The 20,541-nt window shown below is 47.9% G+C and carries 16 protein-coding genes; 5 read left to right on the top strand and 11 right to left on the bottom strand.

Features of this window, described 5'->3' with window-relative positions:
• Nucleotides 1-238 precede the first annotated feature (238 nt).
• Together ACXLDX_RS05115 and ACXLDX_RS05120 are read left to right on the top strand one after the other, a co-directional pair.
• Nucleotides 239-2,854, top strand: a complete 2,616-nt coding sequence (locus tag ACXLDX_RS05115) for a molybdopterin-dependent oxidoreductase (protein WP_457576117.1) — start codon at nt 239-241, stop codon at nt 2,852-2,854.
• A complete protein-coding gene (locus tag ACXLDX_RS05120; protein WP_457576118.1) occupies nt 2,854-3,678 on the top strand; it encodes a 4Fe-4S dicluster domain-containing protein in 825 nt (274 codons plus the stop codon). The genes ACXLDX_RS05115 and ACXLDX_RS05120 overlap by 1 nt, the downstream gene beginning before the upstream one ends.
• A 116-nt stretch (nt 3,679-3,794) precedes the next feature.
• Here ACXLDX_RS05120 and ACXLDX_RS05125 read toward each other — a convergent pair whose 3' ends face one another.
• The 5 genes from ACXLDX_RS05125 to ACXLDX_RS05145 all read right to left on the bottom strand — a co-directional run bounded on the left by ACXLDX_RS05125 (nt 3,795) and on the right by ACXLDX_RS05145 (nt 6,950).
• Nucleotides 3,795-4,223 carry an FKBP-type peptidyl-prolyl cis-trans isomerase gene (locus ACXLDX_RS05125; RefSeq protein ID WP_457576119.1) on the bottom strand — a complete coding sequence of 143 codons (429 nt, stop codon included), beginning with the start codon at nt 4,221-4,223 and terminating at the stop codon, nt 3,795-3,797.
• 84 nt (nt 4,224-4,307) lie between these two features.
• Entirely contained in the window at nt 4,308-4,637 is a 330-nt protein-coding gene (locus tag ACXLDX_RS05130; RefSeq protein WP_457576140.1) for a ferredoxin-thioredoxin reductase catalytic domain-containing protein, read from the bottom strand.
• Complete coding sequence (locus ACXLDX_RS05135; RefSeq protein WP_457576120.1) at nt 4,637-4,894, bottom strand: glutaredoxin family protein; 258 nt, start codon at nt 4,892-4,894, stop codon at nt 4,637-4,639. Before ACXLDX_RS05135 ends, ACXLDX_RS05130 begins: the two co-directional genes overlap by 1 nt.
• Before the next feature lie 155 nt (nt 4,895-5,049).
• Nucleotides 5,050-5,565 (bottom strand): universal stress protein, encoded by a 516-nt coding sequence (locus tag ACXLDX_RS05140; RefSeq protein WP_457576121.1) that lies wholly within the window; start codon nt 5,563-5,565, stop codon nt 5,050-5,052.
• Nucleotides 5,566-5,738: 173 nt separating this feature from the next.
• Nucleotides 5,739-6,950 (bottom strand): MFS transporter, encoded by a 1,212-nt coding sequence (locus ACXLDX_RS05145; RefSeq protein ID WP_457576122.1) that lies wholly within the window; start codon nt 6,948-6,950, stop codon nt 5,739-5,741.
• A 648-nt stretch (nt 6,951-7,598) separates the two neighbouring features.
• Between ACXLDX_RS05145 and ACXLDX_RS05150 the strand changes: the two genes are divergently transcribed.
• The 3 genes from ACXLDX_RS05150 to ACXLDX_RS05160 all read left to right on the top strand — a co-directional run bounded on the left by ACXLDX_RS05150 (nt 7,599) and on the right by ACXLDX_RS05160 (nt 11,826).
• A complete protein-coding gene (locus ACXLDX_RS05150; RefSeq protein WP_457576123.1) occupies nt 7,599-8,411 on the top strand; it encodes a cyclase family protein in 813 nt (270 codons plus the stop codon).
• Between the two features lie 15 nt (nt 8,412-8,426).
• Nucleotides 8,427-9,206, top strand: coding sequence for a cyclase family protein (locus tag ACXLDX_RS05155; protein WP_457576124.1), 780 nt, complete (start codon nt 8,427-8,429; stop codon nt 9,204-9,206).
• A gap of 625 nt (nt 9,207-9,831) precedes the next feature.
• The gene (locus ACXLDX_RS05160) at nt 9,832-11,826 is read left to right on the top strand and encodes a hybrid sensor histidine kinase/response regulator (protein ID WP_457576125.1); all 1,995 of its coding nucleotides are present in this window, start codon (nt 9,832-9,834) and stop codon (nt 11,824-11,826) included.
• Between the two features lie 115 nt (nt 11,827-11,941).
• Here the strand turns inward: ACXLDX_RS05160 and ACXLDX_RS05165 are convergent, their stop codons facing one another.
• The 6 genes from ACXLDX_RS05165 to ACXLDX_RS05190 all read right to left on the bottom strand — a co-directional run bounded on the left by ACXLDX_RS05165 (nt 11,942) and on the right by ACXLDX_RS05190 (nt 20,464).
• A complete protein-coding gene (locus ACXLDX_RS05165; protein WP_457576126.1) occupies nt 11,942-13,258 on the bottom strand; it encodes a TRAP transporter large permease in 1,317 nt (438 codons plus the stop codon).
• Entirely contained in the window at nt 13,255-13,740 is a 486-nt protein-coding gene (locus tag ACXLDX_RS05170; RefSeq protein ID WP_457576127.1) for a TRAP transporter small permease, read from the bottom strand. Before ACXLDX_RS05170 ends, ACXLDX_RS05165 begins: the two co-directional genes overlap by 4 nt.
• A gap of 430 nt (nt 13,741-14,170) precedes the next feature.
• Entirely contained in the window at nt 14,171-15,190 is a 1,020-nt protein-coding gene (locus tag ACXLDX_RS05175) for a TRAP transporter substrate-binding protein (protein ID WP_457576128.1), read from the bottom strand.
• Nucleotides 15,191-15,291: 101 nt separating this feature from the next.
• Nucleotides 15,292-16,509: an MFS transporter gene (locus tag ACXLDX_RS05180; protein WP_457576129.1), complete on the bottom strand. Its 1,218-nt coding sequence runs from the start codon at nt 16,507-16,509 to the stop codon at nt 15,292-15,294.
• A 107-nt stretch (nt 16,510-16,616) separates the two neighbouring features.
• Nucleotides 16,617-17,459, bottom strand: a complete 843-nt coding sequence (locus tag ACXLDX_RS05185) for a 4Fe-4S dicluster domain-containing protein (RefSeq protein ID WP_457576130.1) — start codon at nt 17,457-17,459, stop codon at nt 16,617-16,619.
• Complete coding sequence (locus tag ACXLDX_RS05190; protein ID WP_457576131.1) at nt 17,459-20,464, bottom strand: molybdopterin-dependent oxidoreductase; 3,006 nt, start codon at nt 20,462-20,464, stop codon at nt 17,459-17,461. The genes ACXLDX_RS05185 and ACXLDX_RS05190 overlap by 1 nt, the downstream gene beginning before the upstream one ends.
• Nucleotides 20,465-20,541: the final 77 nt, after the last annotated feature.

The raw sequence follows: 20,541 nt of genomic DNA on the forward strand, positions 1-20,541 counted from the left end.
TTCCTGTTTTTCACTGCAGCTGGTTGTCGACCCTTTAAGGCTGGAATTCAACCAAAAAAACATTGACAGCCCAGGGATTTCGTGTAAAACTGGAGCTGATTTCTTGCGTTTCTTTTGCAGTGGATATGTGTATGCAGCTCAATTGCATGTAATTTTTCATACAGATGATATAGTGGGCGACTCAACATGCATTTAACAGCATGCCTTCTGTAATTTTTCCCAGAGGAGATAAGTATCGATGAAACCAATCAAAACAAAAGACAAAACAGTCTTGAGATCCCTTGGCCTCGGCGGTTACTTCGGTGGCGGAGCTGAAGGTATGGTCGATGTCAAAGACGGTAAGATTGTCCGTATCCGGCCCATGCGGTACGGCTGGAAATACAAAAAGGAAGATGTTCGCCAGTGGAAAATGGAGCGTAACGGTAAAACCATCGAGCCCACCTGGAAATCACTTCCCGGTCCATTCTCCCTCGCCTACAAGAAACGGGTCTACTCCCCCAATCGTATCCAGTTCCCCATGAAACGGGTGGACTGGGATCCAAACGGCGAAAGGAACACGCAGAATCGCGGTAAATCGAAATATGTCCGAATCTCCTGGGACGAGGCAACCAAACTGATTGCCGATGAAATCAGGCGGGTTCATAAAAAATACGGCTATAACGCCATCCTTATGCAGGGTGACGGCCACGGGGAATGCAAAACCATAAATACACCCCACGGCCATCCAGGTGTACTGCTGGAATACCTTGGCGGTTTTACCCTGCAGGTGAGAAACCCCGACAGCTGGGAAGGCTGGTACTGGGGAGCTAAGCATGTCTGGGGCCAGGGTGCCCAGGGCATCATGTACCCGGCGGCAAATATTGTCAAGGATACTATTGAACATTCGGATATGGTCCTTTTCTGGGGCTGTGATCCGGAAACCACTCCCTGGGGTTTCGTCGGCCAGTTTGCCAGCCGTCTCTGCTATTATTTCACGGAAGTCGGAATCAAGCAGGTCTATATCTGCCCGGACTGCAACTACGGTGCTGCCATCCATGCTGACAAATGGATTCCGGTCCTGCCCAACACCGATGCGGCCCTCCAGCTGGCCATAATTTACATGTGGCTCACGGAAGGCACCTATGACAAGGAATATGTCAAAACCCATACCGTCGGCATGGACAAGGTGGCCGACTATGTTCTCGGCAAGGAAGACGATGTGCCGAAGACTCCTGAATGGGCTTCTGAAAAATGCGGTGTCCCGGTCTGGACTATCAAGGCCCTGGCTCGCGAATTCGCAGAGAAAACCACCTCAATTGCCCACTATTTCGGTGGCGGTTTCATCCGCGGGCCATTCTCCCATGAACCCGCCCGTCTCGAGTGTATTCTTCTCGGGATGCAGGGTCTTGGCGGCCCCGGTGTTCACCAGCACCAGTTCACCTATTTCGGACTGCCGAGAGCAGAAGGACTGGGTGGAACCTTCTTCTGGAATCCAGAGATTGAAGAACGACTGGCCCTGCCTGTTCTCAGTGCCGTTTCGGCATGGCAACAGCAGGTTATCCCCAAGACTCTCATCCAGAATGCAATACTCTCTGATGAACCGATCACCTTCAGGGGAACGGGTGCCCAGAATGCCCTGGTCCATGACCAGTTTGAGCACTACGTCTTCCCCATTGAAGAAGAGAAAAAAGGTTCAAGAATTCATATGATCTGGGCGGACAGCCCCTGCAGAATCACCTGCTGGAACTACGGCCATGAAACTGAACTGGCCATGCAGAGTCCGGAAATTGAATGTATCGTCGTCCAGCACCCATGGTTTGAAAACGACTGCATTTATGGTGATATCATCCTTCCTGCCAACACTTACATGGAAGTTGACGATATCGTCACCAATATCCGACAGGGTACCATGCAGCCCAATATCATGATCACCGAAAAAGCGATCGAGCCGATCGGAGAATCCAAAAGTGATGCTGAATGTGTCCGTGAAGTCGCCAAGCAGTTTGAAGGAATGTATGACCAGATGACCGATGGCAAAACCACCGAAGACCTGCAGAAGGCAATCTGGGGGTATATGGGCGGCGAAAAACTGGTTTCCTGGGAACAGCTCAAAGAGAAAAGTTACTGGATCTATAATACCGCCCCGGACTGGGAAGATGATCCTCCGGGATTCAGGGAATTCTACAATGATCCGGAGAAGCATAAACTCAATACTCCAACGGGCAAACTGGAGTTCTACTCCGAGGCCCTGGCCAAAGCCTACCCGGATGATAAGGAACGCGGCCCGATTCCTCGCTGGGTCGAAAAGAGCCATAACCACGACGAAAGGCTTTCAAGCCATCGGGCGAAAATGTTTCCTCTTCTCATCATGTCCAACCACGGACGATGGCGTGTTCATGCCCAGTGTGACGATATCACCTGGACCCGTGAAACCCCGACCATGAAGGTCACCGGTCCTGACGGATACAAATACGAACCATGCTGGATGCACCCGACAGAAGCAGAAAAACGGGGCATCAAGAACGGTGATATTGTCAAGGTTTTCAATGAACGCGGTATCGTGCTGGCAGGCGCCTACGTGACGGAACGTGTCCGTCCGGGTGTCACCTATGTGGACCATGGAGCAAGACATGATCCCATCAAAACTGGTGAGATTGAACGTGGTGGTGCCATAAACACAATCACGCCTGGAGCCATTACTTCAGAAAACTGCGTGGGTCAGATCGGTGGCGGCTACCTGGTCGAAGTCCAGAAAGTCAGCGGAGAAGAGATGGACCAGTGGAGAAGAGATTACCCGGAAGCATTTGCAAGAAAATATGACCCGGCAGCAGGGCTTCGTTTTGATGCCTGGATTGTTGATGGAGGTGATAAATAATGAAAGTTTTTACTGTAGATCTGTCCATTTGTAATGGTTGCTACTGCTGCCAGATTGCCTGCAAAGATGAACATGTTGCCAATGACTGGACCCCCTACGCCAAACCTCAGCCGGATACAGGGCAGTTCTGGATCGGCCTGACGGAAAAGGTCAGGGGACATGTTCCACACGTGAAGGTTACTTATACACCTTTCATGTGTAACCATTGTGACGACGCTCCCTGTATCGCAGACTGCAAGGCAGATGCGATCTACAAGCGTGATGACGGCCTGGTCATTATCGACCCGGTAAAATGCATAGGCTGTAAAATATGCGCGGATACCTGCCCCCATAACTCCATCTATTTCAACGAACAGCTCAATATCGCCCAGAAGTGCACCGGCTGTACTCATCTGCTCGATAATGATGATGAATGGACGGTTCCCCGCTGTGTTGACCAGTGTCCCACCGAGGCTCTACGCTTCGGCGAAGAAGAGGAGTTTGCCGACTTTATCAGGGACGCTGAACTTCTCAACCCGGGAGCCGGAACAAAATCCAGGGTATACTACAAGGGATTGCCTAAAAAATTTGTCGCGGGAACCCTCTATGATCCTTCTGTCCAGGAAGTCATTATCGGTGCTACCTGCACGTTAAAGGATAATGACAGCGGAGAGACGTTCACAGAAACAACCAATAATTTCGGAGATTTCTGGATTGACGGACTCGGAGACGACAGGACCTACACTCTAACTCTGGAAAAAGATGGTGTCTCAAAGGTCATTGAAAATATCACAACTGATATTGATCGTGGTCTCGGCGATATCCCGATGGATATGAGCAACTGATTGTAAAAACAGCTGTCTCGGCAGATAAAAAACCCCGCATGCTGAATGCATACGGGGTTTTTTTATTGACTCATTTTTCAAACGCAATCGCGAGTTACCGTGACTGATTCAAGCAATCATTGGATATCGACCAACTCAACCTCATATGTCAGGTCAAGGCCAGCCAGGGGATGGTTGCCGTCCAGCGTAACTGTTTTCTCATCCAGGGCATTCACCACAAAATTAACCCGCTCCCCATCCCTGTTCTGGTACTGAATAGTTCTGCCGACTTTCAATTCCACATCATCCGGTATTTTCTCCCGTTCAAGGCGCAGCACAAGCTCTTTATTGTACTCCCCGTATCCGTCACGCGGTGAAAGAACGATGCTTTTACTTTCCCCTTTTTTCATGTTGATGATATTTTCTTCCAGACCTTTGAGCAGCTTTCCTTCACCCAGGGTGAATTTCAGTTTATTCTTTTTCCCAGTCTCTCCAACAACACTGCCATCGTCAAGCCTGATTATAAATTCTATGGTTACAGTGGATCCCGGCTTTGCCGTTTTCATTATATTTTCCTCCAAATGGTGACTGAACGGGGGTTCTAAACCGGTGCCCGTTCATAAATCTGAAATTGGCGAAATCATACTGCATCAAAGCAGTTTGTCCACTGGTCTCCTTTCCGGGACAACGACTTCAAAATCTCCATTTTTCACATAATCCTCGCTGACATACAGGTTACAATAACAGCTCCCGTATTCCCGCAAATCCTGCTCACGGTATTCACAGGGGCAGATAATATCCCTGTCTCTGTCATAATCACCGGATGCAAGGCGACAGGGACAGGCCATATAACCATAGCGCTCCCTGTTACTCAGCAGGCCTTTTAACAGATCGATGGTCAATTCCCTGTTCCTGTTTAAAAAATATCCTTTCTTTTCCTGAATATTTTTTAAATCTTCCAAAAGATTTTCAGCCGTCATCATACAGCCAGTGCCTCCCGGATTTCCTTTTCTCTGTAACCGACAATAACCTTGTCATCCACTCGCAAAGTCGGAAAAGAGCATCTCCTGTTATACTTTCTGATCTCTTCTATCATCTCCCTTCGCTCTTTCCCCCGCAGAAGGTCCACATCCACATATTCAAAACTGATACCTTCAGTTTCAAACATTTTTTTAATTGCACGGCAATGACTGCAGGTTGTCAATGCATACAATTTTATTGCCCGGTTTTCAGCCATTTTTTACTCACATGATAAAAGTGCCTTGAAGAATTGATGTTTTCATTCGAACTCAAGAAATAAAGAGAATAAAATCCTCTACATATCAATCAGATGAAAGTATTTTTCATTTTCCTGTACAGCAGAGATCGGACGAAAATTTTTCGCAGCAGCCATCAGTTTTTGGGAGGAACCACTGTCACAGGGATTCCGGCCTGTTTGAGAATATTTTTGGTCTTACTGCCCACTGCTGTTTTTGAAAACACGGTTTTATGTGCACCAAGCACAATAAGATCACACTCATTTTCCCGGGCATGCTTCAGAATTTCCTCTTCCACGTCACCATCGCTGATGATTATTTCCCTTGACTGAAAATCACATTCATTCTCATCAATACCACTGCTGTTGCAGAACTTTGTCAATGCTTCCCTTACAACAACATTTGTAGATTTTTTACCCAGCAGTGAACGACGGACATTCGTCTCCTGAGAATGAACCATATCTTCCCATTGGTGTTTACCAAGCAGGGTTTTCAAACGCCCATCCAGATTTTCGGGGAGAGGTTCAATGACATGCAGCAGGTATATGGTAGCCTTAAACCGTGTGGCCAGAGCAAGGGTAAAATCATAAGCCGCCTGACAGTTTTCCGTAAGATCTGTTGCAAAAAGAATTGATTGAATCGGTTGTAACATTTTTCTCTCCCATTATTTATATACTGATATGAACGTAAACTTACAGACTCCGCGGATTTTTGCAGGCTCTTCCGGTCGCTTTCAGCCACCTGTGCGAACAAAAGAAACCGAAAAAAGCAGGGGGGCCTGTGAGTAATACCATAGGATCACCATCCAGAAATATACCTCTTCTTTCAACATCCTTCCAGTTCATCGCTTTCGCCAAGCTTCAGGAAAAAGACACACAAAGGCCCCATCATCATAAAACAGCCTGCAAAAAGAATCCCGGAAGCAAAAGAGTATGATTCGGCCATGTACCCGATTATCACAGGCATAAGCCCGCCCCCAAGCAGAAAGGACAGGGGTGGGCCCAGGCTGTTGGTTACACTGCGCAGGGCCGGAGGTGCGGTACGCGAAATTGCAGCAAATCCTGCCGGAAAAAATGCTGAAAGCACAGCCGGTTGCAAAAAAAGAACCAGCACCAGTATTTTTCCTTTCACAACCGCCAGCAGAATTGTCAGTATTGCTGTGATAAAAAGCGTTCCGGCCATAACTGTTTTCTGTCCCACACGATCAGCCAGCCAGCCGGCAAGAAAAACAAAAACAATCCCGGATAACTGGGAGAGTCCAATGATTATATTGGCCGAAGTAAGATCAAAACCTCGCTCAGTGACAAAGAACAGGGGCAGCATCGCAAAAATCCCTGCATTCCCGCCAACCGCCATGGCAAAAAGAAGGACCATGATCCAGAAGGAAGGATTACTTCCAACTGCCTTAGCATTTTTTATATTCATTGCCTTTCCCGGAAAAGCACCCCCCCTCCCTTTCAGGGTGTAAACAAATGCAGTGAATAAAGCAATTCCTGCCCAAACCAACAGAATCGTTCGCCAGCTGAACCACTGCAGAAGTGTTGCAGCAATCAGCGGCGCCGAAACAAAACTCAAAGGAGGAGCCAGCTGATGAACACTGAGCCCTTTGCCCCAATCCGACCTCTGGATTTCCGCAGTGATTGTCGCAATCGCGGAAGGCAGATGAAGCGATCCGGCAAAACCAACAATCATCAACAGTAACCCAATTCCTTCACGGGTAGTTATAAAACTGAACGGGAGGAGGGCCAGACCAATGAGCCAGGCCGACAATTTCAGGGTGCCAAGATGTTCAATCCTCGAAGAAATCAAACCTGAACAGAGGGGCGCAAGCAGGTACCCGGAAGACATCATAAGAAACAGCATCCCCGCATCACTGTGACTGAGGCCAAGTTCCGCTTCAATTTCAGGCATGAGCGGCGCAAACAGCATCCTTGCGACAAAACCCAGATAAAACAACCAGGCGAGAAATACAAGCATGCCTGCCTTGTCTTTGAAGGTCTCGGGCATTGGACAATCATACAACCCTGTCTCATCCATAAAATGTCCTGACTTTTTCCTGTTTAAAACCCTCTGTACCCTATAATATCAGCTGTTCCCGATCCGGGAATCAACCCTGCTAACATTACGTCATTAGCACAAAAACAACAATGCAAAACATAAAATATTACATACAAATTATCCTTGACTTCAACCGGCCCGGATGTAATATTAGTTTCATATAGAAGTTTGTCAATTCCGACATGTGAAACTTTTTCTGATAAAAACATTTTTTCTACGAGTTTCCTGCAGGGATTAAAAAATGTGACCGTGTATTGTCTACCTGCCGTTCATACAGTTTTGACTGTATTGATCCGCAGACTCTGGTTAAATGACAATACACACCCTTTTTTCGACATATTGACATCTTCTGATTGATTTTGTTCCGACCGGCTCCTGGAACCGGTCACTATTACATACAATCATCCTCGGTTGGATTACTGCTAAAACCAGCCCGATCTTGAATCACGACATTTCACCGGTAAACTGACTGAAGAGAGGCAAGTGATTTTTGTATTTCAAACTCTTATCAAGAAAAACATCACACGCCCCGGATTCATGTTGATATTATTTTCAACCCCGGTAAACGGGATAACAAAGGATAAGTACTCAGGTTACTCCTGATACTGCATCTTGGAGAGGAAAATTATGACAGCAGTTACAACAGACCCTTACAGCGGGTTACAAATGGTCGAACTCAGTCACCTGTGGGGGCATAACGCGCCTTCCATGCCAGGTATTCCCGATGTCATCATGTACCGCTCGGTCAAACATGCTCAGCATGGTGTTATGGCCCAGCGTCTGAAGATGATCATGCATTCCGGAACCCATATGAACAGTCCCCTGCATCTCATCCAGAAAGGTGCCGGGGCAGCTGATATCCCCCTGGAGCACTTTTTCGGCAACGGCGTTATTGTCGATATCCCCAAAAAAAGGTGGGAACTGGTGACAGCCGCTGACCTTGAAAAGGCAACACCAGCAATCCAGGAAAATGATTTTGTTGTCATCGTCACAGGCTGGCATGAAAAATACTCCGACAGCCTGGAATATTTCGGTGAATCTCCCGGCCTTTCAAAGGAAGGAGCCCGGTGGCTGGTTGATAAAGGATGCAAACTGGTGGCCATTGATACACCCCAGATAGACCATCCCCTGGCAACTTCCCTCGGCCCCCATCGGGGCGGTCCACTGATGAACCGGCTCACTGCAAAATATGAGGATGAAACCGGGCTTGATCCGAAGAAGGAACATCCCGAATGGAATATTGCTCACAAGACTATTCTGGCCGCAGGCATTCCCACAATTGAACAGGTTGGCGGTGATGTTAAAACCATGGTCGGCAAACGGGCCACCCTTTACGCCGCCCCCTGGAACTGGAAACACGGCGATGCCTGTCAGGTTCGCTTCGTCGCCATCACGGACCCCACCGGCAACTGCAGGATTGAACCCGGTAAATCAGAATAGTAGAAGGAGAAAACAATGAGTTTACAGATATACAATCTCAGCCAGCCATGGGGACATCATATGCCGGAATGGCCGTCCACTCCCGGAATCAATGTCCATGTGAAAAAATTTCATGCCAAAGACGGCCTCTACATGACCGAGTTTGAAGGTATCATGCACAGGGGTACCCATATGGACGCCCCCCTGCATGTCACAGAGAACACACCCTGCCTCATGGGTTATCCCCTCTGGCGATTTTTTGGAACCGGTGTCGCTGTTTCCATTCCCAAGAAAAAATGGGAAGTGATTACGGCAGAAGACCTGGAAAATGCCCGTCCGAAAATCCGTGAGGGTGACATTGTCATGATCAATACAGGAATGCATACCAAGATGGCTGATACTGATGAATATTATGCCTATTCCCCCGGAATCTACCGGGACGGTGCCCAGTGGCTGGTGGACAGAAAGGTGAAAATGGTGGGTTATGATGTTCAGGCAAATGATCATCCCATGGCCACAAAACTTGTTGATCACGGTCTTGGCCCGACCCATCCCCACCTCATCGAAGAATACAAGGAATATTTCGGACGTGACCCCAAGGAGGATTTTCCAGACTGGGAGGCAGGACATAAAACACTGATGGTCAAGGGAGGTATTCCAGGTATTGAAAACGTTGGTGGCGACCTGAACAAGGTTACCGGAAAACGCTGTACTTTCATGGCGTTTCCCTGGCGCTGGCAGGGTGGTGAAGGATGTGCAATCCGCGTCCTTGCTGTAATCGATCCGGACCAGACTTTCCGCTTTGAAAAAGGGTAACAACTCTATGATATAATAACATCGAAACCAATGTCGTTAACTTAGTGATGAGTCCCATTCTGACCTCGTCCGGCCAGGGTCAGAATGGGACTTTTCCGAACCATCTTGTCCTTAAGTTAACGACATTGACATCGAACCTGTAATTGCTCACAGACACCAAAGATTTTTCAGGTTTTTCTGTTCCCTTTTATCGATCTGTATTGACATAAGAGGCTGTGAAAACCGGGGGCCTGTAAACAAATTACGCAGAATATTCAATCAACGTCCAGCGGCCCCCTTCCCCGACTGAATTCTCCAGGTCACTGCCACTGCTTTTTTTCGGTTCACCAAACAATTCATATTTCTGACCATGTACCGGTTCACCCGGCAGATTTTTCTGCTTAATCAGACAGTTCAGTCATTCATCCTGCTATTTACCATCACCTGAAGTACACAGTGCCGGTGAATAAAAAAAATAATTGTTGCTTCAAGGCCACGAACCAGTTCTTCTTATATAACTTTCGTCTGATCCAGCAGACGAATGGCATATGGTCAGGGACACAGCATTTTCACACGGTTCCGAATGGCCGCCCAGTGCAGAACTTAGGTTTCACAGCATCGCTGACTGAAGAAAAGGAACTTCTCCATGGCCGAGAGTAATAACTTGTTGAAAAAACTTGCCCGTCAGATTCATGCTCTGGAAAAAGAAAACCGGTATCTCAAACAATCCCTTCAGAAATTTGAAAAGAGAACGGTTCTTTTTCAAAACCTGATTGAATATGGTGTGGATGCCATTTTCTGTGGAGATTCTGCGGGCAACATTATTTATGCCAATCAAAGAGCTGCAACCTTAACCGGTTATTCAAACTCAGAATTACTGTCCATGAGAATGTCGCAGTTATTTTCCCCGGAAGAACGGCAGCGTGCACCCTTAAAATACGATCGCCTCAGACAGGGAAAGACTGTTATAACAGAACGATTACTCACCCGCGGAAATGGCACCACAGTCCCCATTGAAATGAACAGCAGAATGATGCCTGATGGCACCTACCACAGTTTTTTCCGCGATATCTCTGAGAGAAAAGAGGCGGATAAAGCTTTACGCGTTTCCGAGGAAAAATTCTCCCGCGTTTTTCAGCTCAGTCCTGATGTCATTGTTCTCAGTCGGCTGGAGGACGGCCTGTACCTTGAAGTCAACCGGGGATTTACAGAAACACTGGGCTGGACTCCTGAAGAAGCCGTAGGCCACAGAACCGATCCCGGTGATCTTGATATATGGTGTAACCTCGAAGATCGGGAAAAAATGATCTCTGGTCTGGTTGCCCATGGTGAGATTACTGATCTGCAGGCCGAATTTAAGCATAAGGATGGACATGTTGTTATTGGATTGATGTCAGCCAGAATCATTGATATTGATGAAACGCCCTGTGTCCTGTCGGTAGCCCGCAATATTACGGAACGCGTCCGGGCCAGGGAGAAAAAAATAGCCTTTGAAAAACAGATGCTTCAGGCGCAGAAATTAGAAAGCCTTGGTGTTCTTGCCGGAGGTATAGCCCATGATTTCAATAACATTCTGACCGCTGTAATCGGGCACTGCGAACTTGCCCAGCAACGCCTTTCTGCGGAGTCACCGGCTATGGAGAATCTTCGCCAGATTAATATCGCAGCGGGCCGGGCTGCTGACCTTGCCAACCAAATGCTGGCCTATTCAGGCAAGGGAAAATTTGTCATAGAACCATTAAACATTTCACGGATTATTGAGGAAATGGCTCATATTCTCTCGGTTTCCGTCAGTAAAAAGGCAATAGTCCGTTACGATCTGGCCCGTGATCTGCCCAGCGTCGAAGCCGACGCGACACAAATGCGCCAGATCATCATGAATCTTGTTATCAATGGTTCTGATGCCATTGGCGATGAAAATGGTGTAATTGCTATTTCAACCGGGATCATGGAGTGCGACCGCTCCTATTTACGGAATGTTCAACTTGAGGCAGACCTGTCGCCCGGTCGGTATGTTTTTTTCGAGGTGGCTGATACCGGCTGTGGAATGACAAGTGAGACAATGCAGCGTATTTTTGAACCATTTTTCAGTACAAAATTTACCGGACGGGGACTGGGGATGGCTGCAGTCCTCGGCATTGTCCGCAGTCATGGGGGAGCCATAAAGATTTACTCGGAAGTCAACAAGGGAAGTACATTCAAGGTCCTGCTGCCCTCTTCCAAACTTACTGCTGTTCAAAATGAAACCGTACCCGAGACCATCTCCCTCTGTGGCAGCGGACTGGTTCTGCTTGTTGAGGATGAAGAGATCGTCCGTGACATCAGTAAGGCGATGCTTCAGGATTTTGGTTTTGAAATTCTCACTGCCCACGACGGGAAAGAGGCGGTAACAGTTTTCAGAAAACACCACAGGAATATCCGTTTTGTACTGATGGATTTAACCATGCCATATATGGATGGCGAAGAAGCTTATCGTGAATTGAGAAGAATAGACCCTGGGGTGAAGGTTATTATCTGCAGTGGTTACAATGAACAGGACGTTTCACAGAAATTCGTCGGCAAAGGATTGGCTGGTTTTCTCAAAAAACCATACCAGATCCAGGAATTACAAAAAATGATCCGTCATATTCTTGAGGACTAACCGTTCCTGCCCGTTATTTTGTGCAAAAAAGCCGCGAACAGCAAATGCTTTTCGCGGCCTTTTTTTATCATCTCATCCCCATGACTGACAACCCAGCAGAAGGCTGCTTAAGACATCAGTACATCATATTTGGTAACACAAGGATAATCTGAGGGAAAATCGCCAGAATAATGGTTCCCACCAGGACTGCGATCATAAAGGGTGCAATACCACGGAAGATTGATTCCAGAGCCATTCCTCCACCGGGAAGACTTCTCGCCACACCGTAAACCACGTAAACATTGATCCCAACAGGTGGTGTAATAACCCCCATCTCCGTCACCATGACGATAATAATACCGAACCAGATCGGATCATAGCCAAGGCCAAGAATAAGGGGAAAGAAAATCGGTACCGTGAGCATTACCAGGGCCAGGGAATCCATGAAACAACCACCGATAAAATAGACCATGACCACCATTCCAAGAATCGCAAGAGGCGGCAGGTCAAACCCACCTATCCATGAAGCGATGTCATAAGGTATCCTGGTGACAGCCAGAAACTTTCCGAATACAGTGGCACCGGCCACAAGCATCATGACCATACAGGAAGTTTTCAGGGTCTCATACAGTGCGTCCACAAACCGCTCCCAGCTGATCTGTCTGCGCAGCATGGAAACCGCCAGAACGCCCATCACTCCAACGGCCGCAGCCTCGGTCGGTGTGAAAAGGCCAAAGAACAATCCACCCATGACCAGGGCAAAAACAGTCAGCGTCTCACCCATACCGCTCAAGGACTTCAACCTCTCCTTCCAGGAGAATTTCTCCCCTCTAGGTCCCTGCTCCGGCATGAAAAAACACCAGATGGTAATGGCAATAATGAACAGGATGGTCACCAGCAGGGCAGGCAGAATACCGGCCATGAAGAGTTTTCCTATCGACTGCTCCGTCAAAATACCATATACGATAAGTACAACACTGGGAGGCATGATCATACCCAGGCCACCACCCGAAGCCACAGAACCCGCAGCCAGCTCATCGCAGTAATTGAATTTTTTCATTTCAGGGAGCCCGACAGTAGCCATGGTTGCAGCCGTTGCCGCACTAGATCCACAGACAGCTCCAAAAGCTGTACACGCTGTAACGGTCGCGATTGCAAGCCCTCCTCTTTTATGACCGAGAAATTTATAGGCTGCCTCATAGAGTTTACTGCTGATCCCTGAATTAAAGGCAAGCTGCCCCATAAGAATAAAGAGGGGAATGGTCGTCAGACCATAGGAAGAAAAAACCTCGTAAAAATCTTTTGCCAGCAGATTCAAGCCACCTTTCAGCGAAGCCATAATACTAAAACCCAGGAAACCTACAGTTGCCATGACATATGCAACCGGCATTCGGGTCATAAATACCACGATCATCAATACTATTCCGGTGACGCCGATTAGTGTGGAATTCATCTTTTTCTCAAATTTGAAATGGTTTTTAAAATACTGACAAAAATTGTCATGGTAAGGATGACAAAGCAAGCCGCCAGCAGAAAAATAATCCAGTATTCAGGTAACTGGAGATTCATGGACAGCTCACCTGATTCCCTGACTTTATAGCTGTAAATAAACATCCTCCAGGTTACCAGAATAAAGAGGATCAGACAGAGTGTTTCCGTAAACAGCTTGACGATATCCCTTACTTTTCTTGGGAATTTACGGATAAACAGCTCAACCCCGATATGTCCTTCCTCCGCATGAGTAAATGGCAGTGAAGTGGCGATAGCGATCACTCCCATGAAACTGACCAGTTCCACTGAGCCGAATATGGGGTGCTTAAACAACCTGCCCACCACATCCACACAGGTCAGAATGGCCATGCCAAACAGGAAGAATGCCCCGACAACTTTTAATTTCTCAGCAATAAACTGCAGTATTTTATCAATTGATTCCATTGAAAGGTCTCTTTTAACATTCGTGAAAATGGTTTGCCGATATTTGATCAGGAGTCACGCGGTCATTTTCATAAAAATTCATATTGTTCAGATGCGACCCCTTACCGGGGCAGCAACCGCTGTAATTGGTCACAGGGGTAACAACTCTGTGATTTTATTACCTCTGAAGAGAGGCGAAAAACTGGAGTGCCTGTGAGCAATTATGTCAAGATCCTGCAGGATATCAACAGCCTGCAAAGAAAAGGGGGCCTCACTCGGAACAAAATCGGCCCCCTGTATCATTACAATATCCTGAATTTGTGACGGCCTCGTGATATTTTCCTTAATAAGACACTGAGAATACAATTATAATTCACACATTCCAGTCTGTTTGAAAAATTCACAACCTTCCTTCGACCCCTGCGATCACGGATTCAGGAATTTGTTATTTTTACATTCTGGCTTTAAGACCATCACGAATGGTTTTTATTACAGCAGCCCCGTCAATACCTTTCTTATCCAGTCCGGCTGCATATTTATCGATGACCGGAGCCACAGCCTTCTTCCAACGCTCAACCTCTTTCGGGTCCAGTCCGGCTGCAGTATTTCCCTGTTCCATAAAAAATCGGAGTCCGGCCAGATCGCTTGAGTCCCAGGCCTCACCATGCTTGATGGACCATTCCGCATTTATCGCCTCAATCGCATCCTGATCTTTTTTATCAATAGCACTCCATTTGTCCTTGTTCATGGTAACAAAAAATGTTGTGGTGTAGGCGACAGGATAAACACAGACAGCATATTTGGTTACCTCACCAAGCTTCCAGCCTCTGTTTGCCTCCAGAGGATATGCACTGCCGTCAACAACACCTTTCTGCAGACTCTGATATGAATCAGCCATTCCCATTGCAACTGGAGTTGCTCCAAGAGCTTTTACCGCTTCCGCACTCATACCTGTGGACCGGATCCGCAGTCCTTTCAAATCTTCAAGTTTGGTGATCTGCTTGTTCCTGGTGTGAATAAAGCCGGGTCCATGGGCGTGGAGATACATTAACTTCGTATCGTTGAATTCCTTCGGTTTCAATTTATTGTACAGTTCATTTGCCACGGCGGTGGCTGTGATACCGGAAGTATATCCAAAGGGCAGATCCAGGGCGGAAATTACAGGAAAACGTCCACGGGTATAAGCCAGAACGGAAAAACCGATATCCGCGATACCATCAGCAACACCATCATAAATCTGTTTTCCTTTCAAAAGACTGCCGCCGGGATAATATTCTATTTTTACTCTGCCATCAGTGCGTTTTTCCACTTCCTTGCACCAGGACTCTGCCAGTTTGCTCTGGATATGAGTCGGCGGGAAGAAATTTGCGTATTTCAGCGTAACGGTTTTTGCAGTGGAAATGGACGGAGTTACAAGTAAGAATGTGAAAAAAGAAAAGACCAACGTACAGGTAAAAACGATTTTTTTCATGTTGCTGTCTCCCTAAGTGTTGTTTGCGATGAAACTTCCCGTTTCGAATTACCCCTTGCTGGCATCCTCCTTTATGCCACAGGGATTGAAAATAATATGACCTAATTTTCTTCTGCTTTCCAGGCTGCAACACCCGATTGTCTAAGACCGGGAATCAGCAGAAGCACTGAAAAAACGGACGCTGTAAACCCTATCATAAAAGGTCCGAAATAGGAACCGGATCGATCAATTGTCCAACCGCATATCACTGGTGACAAGATAGAACCAATTCCCAGGAAAACCGTCCAGAAACCGATAACGGTGCCCGCCACAGTCCTGGGAAAGAAATCCATTGCCGCTGCGGCATAAACAGGCCATACAGCTCCAAATCCCAACCCGACCATGACAACAGAACAAATTTTCAGCTGAAATGCACTCAAGTTGACAATACCCAGACATCCGGTGCCAAGCAAGGCCCCGCAGAGCATCATCACCTGAATCCTGCCCCATTTGTCGGACAAAACGCCCAGAATAATTTTCCCTGCCATTCCCGACACAGCAAGCAGCGAAAAAAGCCGTGTCGCATCCCTGTATGACAAATGCAGTTCCTCAACTCCATAAACACCGAGAAAAGTAAAAGGGATAAGAACGATAAAACCAATAAGCAGATATGAACAACCGATAAGCCACAGCTGTTTTTTTTTCAAAATCTGCATGTATGACACCTTTGTTTTCCGATTTCCCCTGCTCTTTTCATTCCACTGCCGGGAATCATCCTCCCCCGGGGCATTTCTTACAAGAATAAAATTCAACAACGCGACGAAAAAACCGAAAATACCCATGGCATGCCAGCCTGCCTGCCAGGATGAGCGTTCAACAACAACCGGCAGGATCATTCCCCAGGAAGCTATGCCCACTCCACTCCCCATGGTGGCAAATGCAAGTGCCGTACCCCTGTGTCCATCCTTCACCCAGAGTTGAACCAGGGAAACTACCGGAGCCCAGCAGGCCGCATGACCTATTCCTGCGAGGGAGAAAAAAACAGCCGCCTGTCCCAGGGTGACAGCATAGGACATCAGCAAAGCCCCGGCTGCCATCAGTGCGGGAAAAACTGTTAAAATCAGGCGGGAATCATACCTGTCGGAGAGTAATCCGAGTAACGGTGAAAAAAGCGTATAAGCCACAAAATACGACGCATATATGATTCCGGCCTGCGTTTTGCCGATTTCAAGGGACTCAATCATTCCGGGGAGCAGCATTCCATAACCATACCGGATACCGTAGGCGATGGACACCGTGAAAAATGCCGCAATGATAATTGCGTATCCCCTCATCTTCATATGACCGCATCCATATTTCACCATGCATTTTGTGCTATGTAAAATTACATGCAACCAAAGTTTTGTCAATCATTTTTGTTGATTTTACGCCCTTTCCCGCCAGATTTTCAGACCCAGACTGTTCCGAGAAAACAACTTTTTTCCAAGTCAATTTCAACGGTCTGCCTGTCTCCGGCAGGCGATAAAATCTCAACGCAATAGACAGACCCGTCTTCCTCCAGTCCGTCAAACTTAAAATCCCCGAATCCATCGCTCATCTGCTCAGCCACAGGATCACCATCTTTCAGCAACCTTACAGTTGCCCCTTCAACACAATCCGATTGCTCTTTATCACCTTTCGCAACAGTTCCTGCGATAAAAGCACTATTGAAGCGGTGGAGGTTTTTATAAAAACAACGGGGCTCCGCCCCATGTTTTTCTCCGCCATATCTTTTTAACCCCTCATCCCTGATCAGTCGCTCAAGTTCTTCATTCTCTAAAAAGACAAAGGAAAGTGCGCCGGTCGGGCAGGCCTGTACACACCGTGTTTTCTTCCATCCCTGATCAAGAAGGTGGGCGCAGAAAGTACATTTCTGGGGAATCTGTTCTTTTTCATTCCACCAGATGGCGCCAAAGGGACAGGACGAGACTATCTCCTGTCTCCCCTTTGCCTTCTGCGGATCAATAATCACTATCCCGTCTTCCCTCCTGTACACGGCCCCTTTTTCCGCAGCAGAAACGCAGGGCGCATTGTCACAGTGAAAACAGGGTTGCGGCAGGTAGGCCACATCAACATAGGGGAATTCCCCCCTTTCTCTTCGTCTGATATTGATCCAGCGCTGACCGTGAAGAGGCTGGGACAGGCTGATCCCCGGCCAGTCATTGCCGCAGTGCTCGTCCTTACAGGAAAGAAAACAGTTATTGCAGTTTTCACATTTGGCAATATCAATAATAAAGGCATATTTTTTCATTATTCCCTCCTTTCCACCCAGGGCTCAACCTGAACCAGGCATGAATTGGAAGCAGTTGAATGCGATCTTTTGATTATATTTCTGCCAGGAGTAAGCAGATTGATACAACCACCCCTGTCCGGTGAATTCCCCGGTTCTCCCAGGGGGTCATACACCGCGGATCCTTCAGGGGACTGTACTGTACCCGGCGGCAGTCTGTCTGTCACATGGGCGGCACAGATCACTTCCCCGCGATCGTTAAACAGCTTGACAAGGCTGTTATGTTCAATCCCCCTTCTGCCCGCATCCCCACGGTTTATTCGTACAATCCAGTAATAATAGCCATCTATCAGTACCCGATGATCCTTGACATCATTGATGATGGAATTCTTACCGTCGAACATGGTGTGAAAGCTGTAACGCGGATGGGGAGAGATAAGATTGAGAGGATATTTTTCATACAGCTCCAGATTATGATGGCCCTCCCAGGACGGCCGGAATTTTGAGATTGGCGGCCGCTCCGGATCATCCGGGGCAAATCGCTTGAGGCTCGATGATTCAAATTCCAATTTTCCTGACTGGGTCTGCAGCCCCTTTCGCCACTCTTCAGTGTAATCAGAGGGCAGAGGGGAAAGTTCAGGCACATTTTTCTTCGTTCCTTCAGCAAACCAGCGATAGGAAACCGGGGCCCGGTTTTCCTCCAGGGGAGCCGGAACAACATAGTACCCCTTCTTCATGAAATCCCGCCAGGAAATAACCGTAGGCAGATCACTTGCATCAAAGAGCCTGCGACACCATTCAATCTCGGTGATCCCTTCTGAAAAGAGGGTCCCCAACCCCAGCCGTTTGGCCAGATCGAGAAAGATCTGGTAATCGGACCGACTTTCCCCCAGGGGCTCGATACATTTATGCTGCATGGTGATAACCCTGTGGTTCCACTGGATAAACTGCTGATGACTGTAGCCACCGGAATTCGCCGTCTCACCAATATCCCATCGTTCAAAATTGGTGCAGGCGGGCAAAATAATATCTGCAAATTTTGCCTCACCCTCAAACCAGATAGATTGATTAACCACAAATTCCAGATTTTCGCTGCGATAGGCCCTGGCAAAACGGTTCGAATCCGCCATGGTACCAAAGTGTGAACCGCCATATTTATAGTACATTCTCGACGGAGAATGGCCGGGAGCAGGATAGGTTATTTTTTTGAACTGCCCCTCGATGCTTTTCGGATCGGTGGGATATCCCTCACAGGAAAGATTGAGAATCGCCTCGGGTATCCGCAATCTCGGGATCATCTGGGAGACCGAATTCATGGAAGGAAGCTGGGGCATTCTCTGGTACATTGAAATACGCAGGCCGGTATAGTCAAGATCTCCCGAAAGCCCGCCCTCGGCATAGCCCGGAAAATAAAAGTTTGTGTCAACCGGTGCCCCCTGCTGCAGGCAGCCCATGTTGATCCCGGGCTTGCCCAGTCCCTGCATGGCCATCAGGCAGACCATGGAACGGGCCCACTCTATACCGGTGGCACAACGGCATGCCCCGCCGAATCCAGCCAGTCCTCCCGGCGAGAGATAGGTTTTTCTCGTTCCCCACTGCCTGGCGAGTGCCCGGACAACCCTGCCTGGAACCTCTGTTTCCTTTTCCTGCCATTCCGGGGTTTTTTCTATTCCGTCCTCTTTACCGAGAATATAATCCCGCCATTTCTCAAAACCGACCGTTCGTTTTTCCACATAGTCATGATCGTAAAGCTCTTCCGTGATCCAGACATAGGCAATGGCCAGGGCCATGGCGTTACCGGTATCCGGACGCGGAGCAATCCATTTGCCTCCCAGCAGCGCAGCAGTATGATTATAGTAGGGATCAATGTGCACCATCTTTATGCCCAGAGACTGGGCCCACTGCCTGCGAACCGTACCCTCGAAAGCGCCGTAAACCCCGCTTGTCGACTCCGGATCACTGGACCAGAAAACGATCATTTCCGCTTCTTTCAGACAATCCTCCACGGTACCATAAGTGTCTGTGGCACCATTACGAATACTGTTTCCCCAATGGTGCATGGCGCCCCAGTACCACCCTTCCCAGCTGTCGGGATTATGAACCACATGACTGGAACCGATGGAATTCATAAAGCGTGTTTTTGCACTGAGCCAGTAGCCGATGTTCCCCCAGGTATGATGGGAACCGGAACCGTTCATAATGGCACCGGGTCCATGTTCCTTCTTTACCCGTTTTATCTCTGAAGCGACAATATCAAGGGCTTCATCCCAGCTTATCCTCTCATATCCAGAAATACCGCGATTGGCGCAGTTGCGTTCGCCATTTGGATCAAAATCGATCCGCTTCATGGGGTAAAGCAGACGATCTTCTGAATAAATCAAGGATTTGAGACCGAAAACATAGGGGTTCACCGTCCCTTTCCTGGGAGGAGTGAAGGTTTTTCCACGGGCATGAATAGTCCAGGAGGCCCCGTCACTGTCCTCAAATTCTATCGGAGTAATTCTGATGATCCTACCCTTCTTAACGTAGACAAATACCGGCCCGCCATTGGTATTGCTGACATAGCGGGTAAGCCCGTCTCCCATATCAATGCCGTATGGCGGCGGTGAAGACTGCCCGCTCATCATGTTCAGGGTCTGCATGAAATGGATGGTATTCTGCTCATCCCCCTGCACATCGACCCTGAAATTCTTCATGGCATTGATCTGGGCCAGGGAATCCCTGGGAGAAGTCATAAGTTTTACTGCCGTCACACTATCGGTGAAAACCATGCTGACATCCACCTTGCCGGTAAAACCTTTCCCTGAAAAAACTTCCCCGTTTTTCAGTATAAAAATCCGGCCATATCCTCCCCGGATTTTTATTTCCGCGACATAATCCCTTTCCCCCAGCCGCTTCCTGAAATCAGCGGACAGACCACTCTTCATCACCATCATGCGGTAAGCCAGGTACAACAAGATCCGAAAGACCAGATTGGCAACCGCTTCCGACCGTATCAAAAATGTATCAACCATAAATGCGACCATATACTTCCTCCTGTGCTGCAGTTCCATAAACATTACATGCAATATTGGCGCCAGATACAGTTAATTCTTTCTGTTTA

The sequence above is a fragment of the Desulfomarina sp. genome, assembly GCF_054039375.1.